Annotated in this window: 10 protein-coding genes, 1 tRNA gene and 1 pseudogene; 9 read left to right on the top strand and 3 right to left on the bottom strand. The window is 66.9% G+C overall.

Annotated elements, in window-relative coordinates; translation table 11 throughout:
* The first annotated feature begins 30 nt into the window (after positions 1-30).
* The 6 genes and pseudogenes from GOACH_RS07105 (at position 31) to nrfD (ending at position 8,434) form a co-directional block, all read left to right on the top strand.
* A complete protein-coding gene (locus tag GOACH_RS07105) occupies positions 31-1,605 on the top strand; it encodes an MFS transporter (protein ID WP_005172662.1) in 1,575 nt (524 codons plus the stop codon).
* A 167-nt stretch (positions 1,606-1,772) separates the two neighbouring features.
* Entirely contained in the window at positions 1,773-2,582 is an 810-nt protein-coding gene (locus GOACH_RS07110; RefSeq protein ID WP_245551839.1) for an alpha/beta fold hydrolase, read from the top strand.
* A 113-nt stretch (positions 2,583-2,695) separates the two neighbouring features.
* Positions 2,696-2,917 (top strand): annotated as a pseudogene (locus GOACH_RS07115) (putative quinol monooxygenase); the annotation flags it as partial.
* A gap of 24 nt (positions 2,918-2,941) precedes the next feature.
* A complete protein-coding gene (gene fdh / locus GOACH_RS07125) occupies positions 2,942-6,280 on the top strand; it encodes a formate dehydrogenase (protein WP_005172670.1) in 3,339 nt (1,112 codons plus the stop codon).
* 10 nt (positions 6,281-6,290) lie between these two features.
* Positions 6,291-7,322, top strand: coding sequence for a 4Fe-4S dicluster domain-containing protein (locus GOACH_RS07130; RefSeq protein WP_005172673.1), 1,032 nt, complete (start codon positions 6,291-6,293; stop codon positions 7,320-7,322).
* Positions 7,319-8,434, top strand: a complete 1,116-nt coding sequence (nrfD, locus tag GOACH_RS07135; RefSeq protein WP_005172675.1) for an NrfD/PsrC family molybdoenzyme membrane anchor subunit — start codon at positions 7,319-7,321, stop codon at positions 8,432-8,434. The genes GOACH_RS07130 and nrfD overlap by 4 nt, the downstream gene beginning before the upstream one ends.
* 19 nt (positions 8,435-8,453) lie before the next feature.
* On the opposite strand, the gene GOACH_RS07140 is transcribed toward nrfD, so the two are convergent.
* A complete protein-coding gene (locus GOACH_RS07140) occupies positions 8,454-9,605 on the bottom strand; it encodes a GGDEF domain-containing protein (RefSeq protein ID WP_005172678.1) in 1,152 nt (383 codons plus the stop codon).
* 57 nt (positions 9,606-9,662) lie between these two features.
* A complete protein-coding gene (gene selD / locus GOACH_RS07145; RefSeq protein ID WP_005172681.1) occupies positions 9,663-10,676 on the bottom strand; it encodes a selenide, water dikinase SelD in 1,014 nt (337 codons plus the stop codon).
* Between the two features lie 33 nt (positions 10,677-10,709).
* On the opposite strand from selD, the gene GOACH_RS07150 reads away from it, so the two are divergent.
* From GOACH_RS07150 to selB, 3 genes are all read left to right on the top strand, one after another.
* A tRNA-Sec gene (locus GOACH_RS07150) sits at positions 10,710-10,805 on the top strand.
* Between the two features lie 40 nt (positions 10,806-10,845).
* Positions 10,846-12,174, top strand: coding sequence for an L-seryl-tRNA(Sec) selenium transferase (gene selA, locus GOACH_RS07155; RefSeq protein ID WP_005172683.1), 1,329 nt, complete (start codon positions 10,846-10,848; stop codon positions 12,172-12,174).
* Positions 12,175-13,965, top strand: a complete 1,791-nt coding sequence (gene selB / locus GOACH_RS07160; RefSeq protein ID WP_005172686.1) for a selenocysteine-specific translation elongation factor — start codon at positions 12,175-12,177, stop codon at positions 13,963-13,965.
* 10 nt (positions 13,966-13,975) lie between these two features.
* Here selB and GOACH_RS07165 read toward each other — a convergent pair whose 3' ends face one another.
* The gene (locus tag GOACH_RS07165; RefSeq protein WP_005172688.1) at positions 13,976-14,578 is read right to left on the bottom strand and encodes a TetR/AcrR family transcriptional regulator; all 603 of its coding nucleotides are present in this window, start codon (positions 14,576-14,578) and stop codon (positions 13,976-13,978) included.
* Positions 14,579-14,660: the final 82 nt, after the last annotated feature.

Raw genomic sequence — 14,660 nt, forward strand, 5'->3', positions numbered from 1 at the left:
GTCGCCGCGGAATGCGGGCATGGTTGATTGGTGGCTTCCGCCTGGCAACCCCTGAAGAGTTCCGTCTTCCGCAACCTGTTCATCGCGCAGTTGGTGTCGAACGTCGGGTTGTGGATGCAGTCGGTCGGTGCGCAGTGGTTCCTGGTCGATCAGCACGCCGGTCCCGCTGTCATCTCACTCGTCCAGACCGCGAGCCTCGCCCCCACTCTGCTGTTCTCGCTGTTGGCGGGTGTCCTCGCCGACAGCCTCGACCGCAAGTGGTTGCTCGTGGTGATGTCGGTGTACTCCACCGCAATCGGGGTGCTGATGGCCGTGCTGGCCTTCACCGGACACCTCAATCCCGCCACGCTGCTCATCCTGACGTTCCTGCTCGGCGCCGGTGCCGCGCTGTCGTCACCCGCGTTCCAGGCGATTCAGCCGGAACTCGTTCCGCGCGACGAGATACCCGACGCCGCATCGCTCGGCAGTGTCTCTGTCAACGCCGCTCGGGCCATCGGACCGGCACTGGCCGGTGTGTTCTTCTCACTTGGTGGTCCCGGGCTGGTGTTTCTGCTCAACGCCGTCTCCTACCTGGCCGTCGTGGTGGCCCTGCTGATGTGGAAACGGTCGGGACAGCGCTCCGACGTCGTGCCCGAACGTTTGTCGGATTCGCTGTGGGTGGGGCTGCGCTATGTGGCGGCCGCCCCGATCGTGCGTCGAATCCTGCTGCGATCGGCGCTGTTCGCTGTCCCGGCGTCGGCGCTGTGGGCGCTGCTGCCGCTGGTCGTCGCGCATTCATTTCATCTCGGGTCGTCGGGCTACGGGCTGGTACTCGGGGTGCTCGGCATCGGCGCGCTGATCGGGGTGGCGTTGATGCCCTGGATGCGAGCCCACCTCTCCGCTGCGGTGATCCTCGCGTCGTCGGCTGTGGTCTTCGCAGCGGCGACAATCGCCGCGGCCTTCCTGCCGCTCTGGCCATGCCTGGTGTTCTTCCTGTTCGCTGGAATCGCCTGGATCGCAACACTGACCACTCTCAACGCGGGTGCACAGCTGACGCTCCCGCAGTGGGTCCGTGCCCGCGGCATGGCCGCGTACCTGCTGGTGTTCATGGGGTCGCAGGGCATCGGTGCGCTGCTGTGGGGCGCGGTCGGCTCGGCACTCGGCACCCGGTGGGCGCTGGTGATCGCGGGCATCTGTCTGCTGTTGACCGCCGCGAGCGTGCGGCTCCTGCCGCCGTCGCCGGTGACCGGGACACTCAGCCGCGAGCTCTCGATGGCCTGGCCCGTGCCGACTCTGGTGTTCGAGCCCACTCCCACGGACGGCCCCGTCGAGGTCAGCGCCGTCTACGACGTCCCAGCCGACCGCCACAGCGACTTCCTCGCCGCCATGCCCGCCGTCGGCCGATCGCGCCGCCGTACCGGGGCGCGTAACTGGCGGCTGTACCGCAGTGCCGACACCGACAACCGCTACGTCGAGCAGTTCGTGGTGCCGTCGTGGTCGGAGTATCAGCGTCAGCACCGCGACCGCTGGACCGAGTACGACCACGAGAACGTCGCGCGCGTTCTCGCCATGACCGAAACCGGCATACCCGACGAACACCACCTGTTCAGCACGGATGTTCGCTGAGCGCGCACGGACGGAAAACGCCAGCGTGACGGCGTACCGTTGTTCGGGTGAGTGCAGACGTTTCCCCGGCAACGCAGGCCTCGACGCCAACGTCGATTCAACGGATCATCCGCGGTGTCCGCCACGTGGCCACGCCCTACCCCGTTCGTGATCTGCCCGTCGGTCAGATGGTCGAATTGCCCGGCCGTGGAACCACATTCGTCACCGACTCCGGACCCAAGGACGCTCCCGCGGTGTTCCTGTTGCACTCGGTACTCACCACAGGGCTGCTCTGCTGGTATCCGTCGATCCCGCAGCTGAACGGTCGCTACCGGGTCATCACACTCGACCAGCGCTGGCACGGGCGCGGAATCCAGGCGGCCGGGTTCGATCTGCGCGATTGCGCCGACGACGTCGTCGCGCTCGCCGATGTCCTCGGCATCGACCGTTTCGTCGCCGCAGGGTTCTCCATGGGCGGCGGCATCGCACAACTCGCGTGGCGTCGACACCCGAGCCGGGTGTCGGGACTTGTTCTGTGTTCGACCGGACCGTTCTTCAGCGAACGGGACCCGCATCGGCGCGGCCGCGACGCCCGCATCGGTCGTGTCCTGCGCCCGATCTACGAATCGCTTCCGCGCCCGTCGTCAGAGAGCCTCGATCAGCGGCCCAAGCACACCAGTGTGTGGGCGTTCAAGCAGTTCTTGTCGACGCCGCTGTCGCACGCAGGCGATTTCGGGGAGGGCCTCGGCAACTTCGACTCCCGCTCATGGCTCGGCGAGATCGACGTCCCCACGTCGGTCGTCGTCTCCACCCGCGACCACACCGTCGAGCCGGAGCGGCAGCAATTGCTCGTCGACGGCATTCCCGGCGCACGCCGATTCGACGTCGATGGCGGCCACGCCTGCTGCGTGATCGGCGTCGAGAAGTTCCTCCCGCCCTTCGTCGCCGCCGTCGATGCGGCCGCACTCGCATCTCCGGTACTCGCCGGTCGGGGCTGACCACCGCGTCCGAAACGTTCCGCTGAACGCCGGGACAGTCGACGCACTCGGCCCGTAACGTCGAGCACACCGGACCGCCACACGTCCGAACGCCACAGAGGAGTGCATAGTCGGAACCGGGATGCCAGCTCTATGCGCTGCACGAGGCCGCCGGAGACGGCACCGATCTGGTGATGATCGAGAAGTGGGAGTCGCCCGACGCGCTCGCCACGCACGGGAAGGGCGCGGCGCTCGCCGAGCTCGGGGCGGCACTGAACGATCTGCTCGCCGCTCCGCTCGACATCAAAACGTTCGACGCCGTGCCCGCCGGAGATCCCGACAAGGGCTCGCTGTGAGCCATCTGGAGTAGGGTCGACATCGTGCCCTCCTTCAGCCCATTGGAGTGGCCGGTCTTCCGGCAGTTGCGCACCGGCGACAAGTACGGCCGCGGTCCGGCCGTCCAGTCTCCGCGCACCCGCGCCACGGAGTCGAGGACCGCCACCGCCGATCGCGTGGTGCAGAGCGTGTGCCCGTTCTGCGCTGTCGGCTGTGGGCAGAAGGTCTATGTCAAGGACGATCGCGTCATTCAGATCGAGGGCGATCCCGATTCGCCGATCTCGCGCGGTCGGCTGTGCCCGAAGGGCGCCTCGAGCGAACAACTGGTCAACAACCCGATGCGGCAGCGCACCATTCGCTATCGCGCACCGTATGCGACCGAGTGGACCGATCTCGATCTCGACACCGCCATCGACATGATCGCCGACCGGTTCGTCGAGTCGCGGCGTCGGACGTGGCAGGACACAGATGACCAGGGCCGCGTGCTGCGTCGCACCATGGGCATCGCCTCGCTCGGTGGCGCAACCCTCGACAACGAAGAGAATTATCTGATCAAGAAGCTCTTCACCGCTGCAGGCGCCATCCAGATCGAGAACCAGGCGCGTATATGACACTCCGCAACAGTTCCCAGTCTGGGAGCCTCATTTGGACGCGGCGGCGCAACGCAATCACTACAGGACATGGCGAACTCCGACTGCATCGTGCTCATCGGCGGCAACATGGCCGAAGCGCACCCGGTCGGATTCCAGTGGGTCGTTGAAGCACGCTCCCGCGGAGCGCGCGTCATCCACGTCGACCCGCGGTTCACGAGAACGTCGGCCAACGCCGACAAGCACATATCGATCCGTGCCGGTTCCGACGTCGTACTGCTCGGCGGGCTGATCAACTACATGATCACTCACGAGCGGTACTTCCGGGAGTACGTCGTCGCCTACACAAATGCCGCGACGATCGTCAACGACGACTACCGCGACACCGAAGACCTCGGCGGGCTGTTCTCCGGGTTCGACCCCGAGACCGGGCAATACGATCCGTCGACGTGGGCGTATGCCGACGCGGAGGACGGCCGGATCGAGTCGCCCGGCGGTGAGGAGCATGGCGACTCGGCGGCAGCGCGTGCTGCCGGCGACCAGCACGGTTCGGGCGGGCCACCGCTCGAGCATGCGAAGGTCCTGCGCGACGACACGCTGACCGACGAGCACACCGTCTTCCAGATCCTGAAACGGCACTTCTCCCGGTACACCCCGGAGATGGTCCGCGATATGTGCGGCATCTCGATCGACGAGTTCGCCTACCTCGCCGAGTCGATCGCCGACAACTCGGGTCGCGACCGCACAACGTGTTTCGGCTATGCGACCGGGTGGACCCAGCACACCCTCGGCGCGCAGTTCATCCGTACAGCCGCCGTCCTCCAGTTGTTGCTGGGCAATGTCGGCCGCCCCGGCAGCGGGATCATGGCTCTTCGTGGACACGCGAGCATCCAGGGATCCACCGACATCCCGACGCTGTTCAACCTGCTTCCCGGTTATCTGCCGATGCCCTCGGTGGGTAAGCATGACACCTTCGAGCAGTACCTCGACGCCGTCGGTTCGCCTGCGCAGAAAGGCTATTGGGCCTACGCCGACACCTACATGGTGAGCCTGCTCAAGGCGTGGTTCGGCGACGCCGCGACGGCCGACAACGACTGGTGCTATGACTATCTGCCCCGGTTGAACGGTCCCGCAGGGACGTATCAGACGACGGTGTCGATGCTCGACGACGAGGTCGAGGGCTACTTCGTCCTGGGTCAGAACCCGGCGGTCGGGTCGGCGAACGGTAGGCAGCAGCGTCTGGCGATGAGCCACCTGAAGTGGCTGGTTGTGCGCGATCTGAACATGATCGAGTCAGCCACCTGGTGGAAGGAGGGTCCCGAGATCTCCTCCGGAGAGTTGCGCACCGAGGATATCGGTACCGAGGTCTTCTTCATGCCCGCCGCAACGCATGTCGAGAAGGCCGGTTCGTTCACGCAGACCCAGCGCATGGTGCAGTGGCGACACCAGGCGGTCACACCGCCGGGTCAGGCGCAGAGCGAACTCGACTTCTTCTACGAGCTCGGTAAGCGAATCCGGCAGCGGCTCAAGGACTCCGACGACGCGCGCGACCGGCCCCTGCTCGACATGACGTGGGACTACCCGCTCGACGACCACGGCAACCCCGAGCCCGAGGCAGTGCTCTCGGAGATCAACGGCTACGTCACATCTGGCGAGCACGCGGGTGAAAACCTCACCAGCTACACGCAGATGAAGGCCGACGGTTCGACCGCGGGCGGCTGCTGGATCTACACCGGCGTCTACGCACACTCGACCAACATGGCGGCGCGGCGCGTGCCGCACGGCGGTGACTCGGTGAGCCAGCACGAGTGGGGCTGGGTGTGGCCGGCAGATCGTCGAATTCTCTACAATCGAGCCTCGGCAGACCCCGAGGGCAAACCGTGGAGCGAACGCAAGCGCTACATCTGGTGGGATGCGCAGGCAGGCAAGTGGGTTGGCGACGACGTGCCGGACTTCCCGGTCGACAAGGCGCCAGACGCTCGCCCCGATCCCGATCTCGGTGGCGCGGACGGACTCGCGGGCGATGACCCGTTCATCATGCAATCCGACGGCAAGGGCTGGCTTTTCGCGCCCAAAGGACTCGTCGACGGCCCGCTTCCCGCGCACTACGAGCCGCAGGAGTCCCCGGTCGCGAACGCGCTCTACCCGCAGCAGCAGGCACCCGCACGAATCATCTTCGCGCGCAACGATAATCTCGACGCTCCGAGCGCAGGCGACGCGGGCGTCGAGGTCTACCCGTATGTCTTCACCACCTACCGCCTCACCGAGCATCACACCGCGGGCGGGATGAGCCGGTGGTCGCCGTACCTCGCGGAACTGCAACCGGAGATGTTCTGCGAGGTCTCGCCGGCGCTGGCCGCGGAGCGCGGTCTGGTCAACGAGGGCTGGGCGACGATCGTCTCGCCCCGTGCTGCGATCGAGGCGCGCGTACTGGTCACCGATCGCATGAAGACGTTGCGGATCAACGGGCGTGACGTCCACCAGGTCGGCCTGCCCTACCATTGGGGCGTCGGCAGCGATGCGGTGGTGAGCGGCGACGCCGCCAACGATCTTCTCGGAGTCACACTCGATCCCAATGTGCAGATCCAGGAGTCCAAGGTCGGGTCGTGCGAGGTGATCGCAGGCCGTCGACCACAGGGACGCGCACTTCTCGACCTTGTGCGGGACTACCAGCAGCGCGCAGGCGTGACAACCGAGACCGACAATGTGCGCATCACCGATCCGGAGCACGAGACGATCTATCCGCCAACCGATTCCGACGACACCGACGGAGAGGGATTCACCCGATGGTGAGGAGTGCGAGATGAGCCATCAACTGTCCGGTCCCACCGACCCGAGTGCAGACGCGCACTGGGGCGACGCTGAGCGTGCACGCAAGGGCTTCTTCACCGACACCTCGATCTGTATCGGCTGCAAGGCATGTGAGGTCGCATGCAAGGAGTGGAACCACAATCCGCGCGACGGCGACCTCGAACTGACCGGCATGTCCTACGACAACACCGTCGCGCTCGGCGCGAGTACCTGGCGCCACGTTGCGTTCATCGAGCAGGATCGCGAACGCATCGAGCAGGCACGAGAATCCGGGCGCGCCCTGGTCGGCCTGGGGATGCCGACGATGCCGGGCGGCGCACAGCCACAGCCCGAAGTGGACACCACCCCGCCCGATACTTCCCCACCCGATACTTCTCCGCCCGACACCCCCGAGTTCCGGTGGCTGATGTCATCGGACGTCTGCAAGCACTGCACGCACGCGGGTTGTCTCGACGTCTGCCCGACAGGCGCGTTGTTCCGCACCGAGTTCGGGACCGTCGTCGTGCAGCACGACGTCTGCAACGGGTGCGGAACCTGTGTTGCCGGTTGCCCTTTCGGGGTCGTCGAACGTCGTTCCGACGGAACCGTCGAGCCGACGACGCGAGAGGGGCAGTGCAAGGGTGAGCAGCCACCCGTCCCGAGACGTGGCGTGGCGCAGAAGTGCACACTCTGTTACGACAGGCTCGTCGATGACGAGACACCCGCATGCGCCAAGACCTGTCCGACGACGTCGATCAAGTTCGGCGATCACGACGACATGGTCGACACCGCACGCGAGCGCGTCGCGCAATTACACGAACAGGGGATGACCGAGGCTCGCCTCTACGGTGCGAACCCCAACGACGGGGTCGGGGGCACCGGCTCGGTGTTTCTGTTGCTCGACGAACCAGAGGTGTACGGTCTCCCGCCGGACCCGCGGGTGTGCACGGCCGACCTTCCCACGATGTACCGCCGTGCAGGCGCCGCCGCCCTCGGCATGGTCGCCGCAGCGACGGTGTCGTTTCTGACCGGTAGGAAGCGATGACCTCCGACTACGATTCGCTACGCCCACCGGAACCACCGGGGCGTCGAAAGCGTAAGGGCGGCAAGGGGCGTCGACGTAACTTCTTCGGTCAGGGCGACGGTGGACGCGAGATGTCGATGGTGCCCGACGTCGAGTTCGAGAAGGTCGACGCCGACGGGCACGCGGGTTACTACGGGCACAACGTCGTCAAGCCTCCACCCTGGGACGACAAGGTGGCCACCTATCTGTTCCTCGGCGGTGTCGCGGGAGGGTCGGGTGTGCTCGCTGCCGGGGCGCAGTTGACGGGACGGAAAGTGCTGCGCCGCAACGCCCGCATCAGCGGACTGGCGGCAGCGGGACTCGGTGGGGTTGCCCTCATCGCCGACCTGGGCCGCCCGGACCGCTTCTACAACATGCTGCGCACCTTCAAGGTGACGTCGCCGATGAGCGTCGGCTCGTGGATTCTGTCCGGCTTCTCCGGGGGCATCGGCGTGGCGGCCGCGGCGGAGGTGGATCGTCTTCTCCGAGAGCGACTCCCGCTCGGGCCGCTACGTTCTGTGCTGCGCGTGGCCGAAGCGCCCGCCGGACTCGTCGGTGGGGCGTTCGGGCCGTTGCTCGCCGTGTACACGGCAGCATTGCTCGGCGACACGGCAACTCCGACGTGGAATGCGATGCACCGCGACCTCCCGTTCGTGTTCGTGAGTTCTGCGAGTCTTGCGGCGAGCGGACTCGCGCTTGTCGCCACACCGCTCGACGAGGTCGGTCCCGCCAGGACCCTCGCTGTGCTCGGCGTGGTGGGCGATGTGGCGGCGACCCGGGTGATGGAATCGCGCATGGACCCCGTCGCCGCTGAACCACTCCACCACGGCACACCGGGCACACTGATGCGCTGGGCGGAACGTCTCGCTGTCGCGGGAGGGGTGGGTGCGCTGCTCAGTGACCGCTCGCGGATCGCGTCCGCGGTCTCAGGGATAGCCCTGCTCGCGGCGTCGGCGTGCACGCGCTTCGGTGTCTTCCATGCGGGCATCGAGTCGGCCAAGGATCCGCGCTACACGATCGAGCCACAGAAGCGTCGCCTTGCCGCCCGTCGTGCTGCCGGTGTCACCGACGACTCGATCACCACCGCCGACTGAGGCCTGGGTGCTCGCCGCGTCACCCGAGCTTGCTGAGTCGGGCTTGCGTGCGGTGCGCGTGTCTCGCAAGCGGCCGGTCGTCTCCGAGGTCGGCGACGACAACCCGGTTTCCACCCTGGCGCTTCGCTGCGTACATTGCGGCGTCGGCCGCCTCGAAGAGCCTGTCGATGTCCTTCGAGCCGTCGCCGGAGGATGCGCTGATGCCGATGCTCACCGTGACAGAAGGCGAGGTGTCGGCAGCGACGCCGACCCGGATACGTTCGGCCAGCGAGCGGGCCGTGCGCAGTTCGTCGTCGAGGATGACCGCGAACTCCTCGCCGCCGGTGCGGGCGGCAACCAGGTTGCGGATTCCCGCCAGTCGATGACCTGCCTGCGTGATCCGACCGCCGACGCGCACGAGCACGAGGTCACCGATGTGATGGCCGTGTGTGTCGTTGATGGCCTTGAATCCGTCGATGTCGATGATGATCACCGACATGACCGTGCGGGAGTTGTCGAGGCCGGCAAGGTAGCGCTCCAGGCCGCGCCGATTGGCCATTCGGGTCAGCGCGTCGGTCCCGGCGTCGGAGGCATTGGTGCCCAGCACCCACAGGAAGTAGTGGACGGTCGGGAGAATGACCAGGACAAGGGCAAACGGCGCGATGCCTTTCGAGAGGGCGACCAGCAGCATGTCCTGCCCCCGATCGATCGCGACCAACACGATCAGCAGCACGGTGACGGCCGAGGCGAACACGCCGTGCAGAACGTGGGCACGCGAGGTGCAGAAGAACATCGCGAACACGCTCATGATCGAGAAGATCGTGACACCTGCGACGCCCAGCATGTGATCGTGATGCCCGAGGCACGCTACAGCGATCACCGCGTCGCTGAACAGGAGCACCGTCAGACTCTCGAACCTGCTCGGCAACGGGAGCACCCACCAGCGCACCACGAGACTCGCCGTGACCAGAGTGGTCAGCACCAAGACCTGCGTGACATACGGGGCGAAGTCGGAGTTCGACGATGTCGCGGCCGCTCCGGCTGCGAAACCGAGCAGGGCTGTTCCGAGAGTGAGGACGAGTCGTTTGAGCGTTCGCCCACCGAGTTGCTCGAACACGGGCACGCGGCGTTGCAGAGATTGCCGATCGCGAAACCACGTCGAGACGGCGAAGCCGGGGCGCTGACGCGACATCATCCCCCCTAGAAATAGGCCCGTCGTCCACGAGAATAGAGTGACCGCGCTTCGATGTCAGCGAACTTCGATCCCTGCACCTGCAACTATCTCGCCGATCACGGGGTATCCGGGGACTTCGCCGACCAGCAGCAGACCTCCCGACGTCTGGGCGTCGGCGAGCATCAGCAGATCGTTCTCATCGATGCCGCTGCCGACGTCGAGGTGATCGCGGACCCACTCGAGGTTGCGTCGGCTGCCGCCGGAGACGTAACCGCCGTCGAGCGCGTCGCGTGCGCCCTCGACCAGTGGCACCGCGGAGGCGTCGAGGACCGCGCGCACGCCCGAGGCGCGGGTGAGTTTGTGGAGGTGGCCGAGCAAGCCGAAGCCGGTCACGTCGGTGCCCGCGCGGACCCCTGCGCGTAGGGCTTCGGCGTCCGCGTCGCGGTTGAGCGTCGTCATCACATCGATCGCTGCGTCGAATACTTCGCCGGTCTGCTTGTGTCGATTGTTGAGCATTCCGACGCCGATCGGTTTGGTCAGTGTGATCGGCAGCCCGACGGTCGCGGAGTCGTTGCGGATCAGGGCGTCGGGGGCAGCTATCCCGGTCACGGCCATGCCGTACTTGGGCTCCGGGTCGTCGATGCTGTGGCCGCCGATCACCGGGCAATCGGCGAGTCCGGCGACGTCGAGTCCGCCACGCAGGACCTCCGTCATCAATTCCATGGGCAGGACGTCACGTGGCCAGCCGACGAGGTTGATCGCGACGACGGGTGATCCGCCCATGGCATAGATGTCGGAGAGTGCGTTGGCGGCCGCGATGCGCCCCCAGTCGTAGGCGTCGTCGACGACGGGGGTGAAGAAGTCGGCGGTTGAGAGAACCGCGAGGTCATCACGGATTCGCACGGCTGCGGCGTCGTCGCCGTCGTCGAGACCGACGAGGATGTTCTCGCCGCTCTGTCCGGTCAGCCCGGCGACCGCGGCCTCCAACTCGCCCGGTGGGATCTTGCAGGCGCACCCGCCGCCGTGGGCGTATCCGGTCAGCCTGATCGTCGGGGTCTGCGGATTCTGACTCGTGTCGACGGTGCTCATCTGATCGAGGGTAATCGGAGGTATGGTCGCCGAGGAGGCGTCAGGGTTCCTGGTGGTCCCCCCGGTCTTCAAAACCGAGGAGGTCGAGTATCTCGGCCTGGCGGGTTCGATTCCCGTCCGCCTCCGCCACAGTGTGTCAGCACCCATGCGGGTACTCGAAGGAGGCGCGGTGACCCGATCCGATCCCCGGCGGCGGATCCCGCGTACCGACCACCTACTGTCCGACCCCGAAATCTCCTCGGCCGCAGCACGACTCGGTGACCAGGTGATCCGCGACGTCGTGCGCGAGGTTCAGGACTCGGCCAGACGCGGCGAACTCGACCCTGACCACGTGCAGGATGCAGTACGCGACGCACTTGCCCGACGCCGCGTCGGCTCCGGTAGGCCTGTGTTGAACGCAACCGGGGTGGTGGTGCACACCAACCTCGGCCGGGCGCCGTTGTCGCCTGCGGCCCGGGACGCCGTCCTCGACGCTTCCGGTTACGTCGATGTCGAGCTCGATCTCGTGTCGGGTACGCGGTCTCGCCGCGGCAGTGCCACCCGGGCGGCGCTGCTGCGTGCCTGTCCCGCCGCGGGTGACGCGCTGATGGTGAACAACGGGGCCGCGGCGATGGTGTTGGCCACGACCGCACTCGCTGCCGGGCGCGAGGTGGTCATCAGCCGCGGCGAGATGATCGAGATCGGCGCCGGCTTCCGGCTGACCGATCTCATCGAGTCAACCGGTGCACGGCTGCGCGAGGTCGGCACCACCAACCGCACCCATCTGCGTGATTACGTTGCAGCCCTAGCAGACGGCGACGTCGGCTGTGTCCTCAAGGTCCACCCGAGCAACTATCGGGTCAGCGGCTTCACCGCCGAGGCTTCCATCGCCGACCTGGCCGAAGCGACTGCCGCTGCAGGTGTTCCGCTCGTCGCCGACCTCGGTAGCGGCCTACTCGTACCCGACCCGATGCTGCCCGACGAGCCGGACGCATCGTCGGCGTTGACCGCGGGCGCCGATCTCGTGATCGCCAGCGGAGACAAACTACTCGGGGGACCGCAGGCCGGGATTCTGCTCGGCGACCTCGAGCTCATCGCTCGGTTGGCCACACACCCGCTGGCGCGAGCCGTGCGCGCCGACAAGCTGGCTCTTGCGGCGATGGAGGCGACGCTGACCGGGCCTGCGCCGCCGGTGACGGAGTATCTGCATGCAGACCCGGATCGGTTGCGCGCCAGGACCGAGAGTGTCGCGTCAGCCATCGGGGGCGTCGACGTGGTTCCGCACGACGGCAGGGTCGGCGGTGGTGGTGCACCGGGTGTGCCGTTGCCCGGCTGGGCGATCCGACTTCCCGAGCGTGCCGCGCATGCCCTCCGTACCGGTGTTCCCGCAGTGCTGCCGCGAGTCCACGACGGTGCGTGTCTGGTCGACCTGCGTTGTATCCCGCACGCCGACGATGCGACGGTCGCCGCAGCTGTGCGACGTGCTCTCGACTCAGTCGGGTCAGGGTCGGACGGTTAGGTGTACGTCGTCGCCACTGCCGGTCACGTCGACCACGGCAAGAGCGCGCTGGTACGCGCGCTGACGGGTATCGAGCCCGATCGATGGGCGGAAGAGCGTAGGCGAGGGCTCACCATCGATCTCGGGTTCGCCTGGACCACAACGCGATCCGGCGCAGATCTGGCCTTCGTCGACGTGCCGGGCCACCAGCGCTTCCTCGGCAACATGCTCGCAGGCCTCGGGCCGACGCCGGTCGTGATGTTCGTCGTCGCCGCGGACGAGGGGTGGCGCAGGCAATCGTCGGACCACCGCGACGCGATCGTTGCGCTCGGCATCGACCGCGGTGTCGTGGTGCTGTCGCGTGCCGACCTCGCCGACAGGGGACGGATCGACGAGGTCGTCGCCCAGGTGGCCGAGGAGCTCGACGGAACGGGGCTGGCCGACGCTCCCGTTGTCGTCACGTCCGCTCACACCGGGCACGGGATCGACGCCTTGCGTGATCGGCTCACAGACGTCCTCGAGGCCGGACCGGTTCCCTCCGACGCTGCGCCCGTTCGGTTCTGGATCGACCGATCGTTCAGCATCACCGGAGCAGGTGCGGTGGTGACCGGAACGCTGTCGGCAGGAACACTCGGTCGGGGCGACACACTCGATCTGGTGACCGACAACGACGTACGATCCGTCGGGATTCGTGGGGTGCAGAGTGAGAACGCGCCGCATGAACGCGTCGGTCCGGTCAGTCGTGTGGCGGTCAACCTCAGGGATGTGTCCGCAGTGGACATCGCCCGCGGTGACCTGCTGCTCACCCCCGGCGTGTGGCGGCTGACCGACACTGTCGACGTGCGCAGGATCAGTGGTCCCGGGTTTGATTCTGTGCCAACACGTCTCGGCGTCCACATCGGCACGGCCGCGCCGCGCGGTCGCGTGCGCCCCTTCGACGCCGACCATGCGCGAATGACACTCGACCGTGCGTTGCCGGTGATCGTCGGCGACCGTATCGTCCTGCGTGACCCGGGCAGTGGACTCATCGGCGGGGGTGTCGTGCTGGACGCGGAACCTCCCGAGTTGCGGCGGCGTGGTGATGCAGTGCGTCGAGCAGAGGCGTTGTCGGACATGAGCACTGACGGCGACGCGCTCCACGAGGTGGTTCGTCGCGGTGCGGTGACCGTCGACCACCTCATGCGACTCGGCGTCGTCGCCGCTGGCGAGAGTGCGCCTGCCGGAGTGCGGGTCGTCGGGGACTGGTGGGTCGACGAGTCTGCCTGGAAGATCTGGATCAAGCGGCTGCGAGCTGCTGTCGATGCTGTGGCCGTTGAGGATTCGTTGTCGCGGGGACTACCGAGGGCGAGCGTGGCCGGCGCGGTCGGGTTGCCGTCGGACGCGCTGGTTGCCGCTCTCATCGCTGACTCTGGTCTCGACCACGCCGATGGCTATCTCACGAAGCAGGGTGTCCTCTGCGGACTCGGCGACGCGGAGGAGGCGGTGGCGGCACTCGAGCGCAGATTCGCCGACAACGCTTTCGCCGCACCGGAGGCCGACGACCTCTCGGCACTCGGTCTGGGCCACAAGCAGTTGGCCGCGGCGGAGCGACTCGGGCGGTTACTGCGCTTGCGCGACGGGATCGTGGTGTCGCCGCGCTCTCCGGCGCTGGCCATGCGGGTGCTCGCGGGGCTGGAGCAACCGTTTACCACCAGCGAGGCGCGCAAGGCGCTGGGAACCACCCGACGTGTCGCAATCCCGCTTCTCGAGCATCTCGATGCCCGCGGTTGGACGAGACGCCTCGACTCCGGTCACCGCGAGGTGGTGCGGTGAGGCCGAGACGTCACGCCCAACTCTGCGAGAGCAGCATGGCGGTGAGCGCCCGCGCGGTGCGATCGGTGAACTCCGCACGACCGGTGTCGCCGAAGGTGAGTGCGTGGAGCAGTGTCTGGCCGACCAGGACGTCGAATGCGACGTCGAGCCGGCGCGCGGCATCGTCTGGCTTCGTCGAGTCCAGATGAGGCGTCAGCCGCTCGATGAAGGCCGACCGGGCACCGGAATCGGCACGATCGAGAAGTCGTCGGTACATCTCCGGATCGTGTTGGTAGTCGGCGATCAGACCGGGCAGAGCAGCTCGGGTCACCGGATCGGCGAGTGTCGACAGAAAAACTCCCAGCCATTCCTGCAGGTCAGCGGTTAGGTCGACACCGCGCTCGGGCAGCGAGATGGCTTCTGTTTGGCGAAAAGCCGCGTCTTCGATGAGCATCTCGCGGCGCGGCCACCGTCGGTAGATCGTCGGTGCGCCGACTCCCGAATGCCGCGCGATCGCCGCGACGGTGGCACCGCGGTATCCCTCATCGAGCAACAGTTGCTTGGTCGACGCAATCACCGCGGCGTCCTTCTCCGGATCGCGGGGTCGGCCGATGCCGCTGGACGCTGACGTCATGAGGAGAACTTATCGGAAACGGCCCCGTGTAATTCAATTACGTGCAACTCTCTAACGAAACTATCTCCGACGGCTTTGCGAC

Source organism: Gordonia aichiensis NBRC 108223, assembly GCF_000332975.1.
GTDB classification, from domain to species: domain Bacteria; phylum Actinomycetota; class Actinomycetes; order Mycobacteriales; family Mycobacteriaceae; genus Gordonia; species Gordonia aichiensis.

Excerpts from the sequence above, each read along its gene's own strand:
- GOACH_RS07110 (WP_245551839.1), top strand. The coding sequence starts at position 1,773 with ATGGTCGAATTGCCCGGCCGTGGAACCACATTCGTCACCGACTCCGGA.
- GOACH_RS07130 (WP_005172673.1), top strand. The coding sequence starts at position 6,291 with ATGAGCCATCAACTGTCCGGTCCCACCGACCCGAGTGCAGACGCGCAC.
- nrfD (WP_005172675.1), top strand. The coding sequence starts at position 7,319 with ATGACCTCCGACTACGATTCGCTACGCCCACCGGAACCACCGGGGCGT.
- GOACH_RS07140 (WP_005172678.1), bottom strand. The coding sequence starts at position 9,605 with ATGTCGCGTCAGCGCCCCGGCTTCGCCGTCTCGACGTGGTTTCGCGAT.
- selD (WP_005172681.1), bottom strand. The coding sequence starts at position 10,676 with ATGAGCACCGTCGACACGAGTCAGAATCCGCAGACCCCGACGATCAGG.
- GOACH_RS07165 (WP_005172688.1), bottom strand. The coding sequence starts at position 14,578 with ATGACGTCAGCGTCCAGCGGCATCGGCCGACCCCGCGATCCGGAGAAG.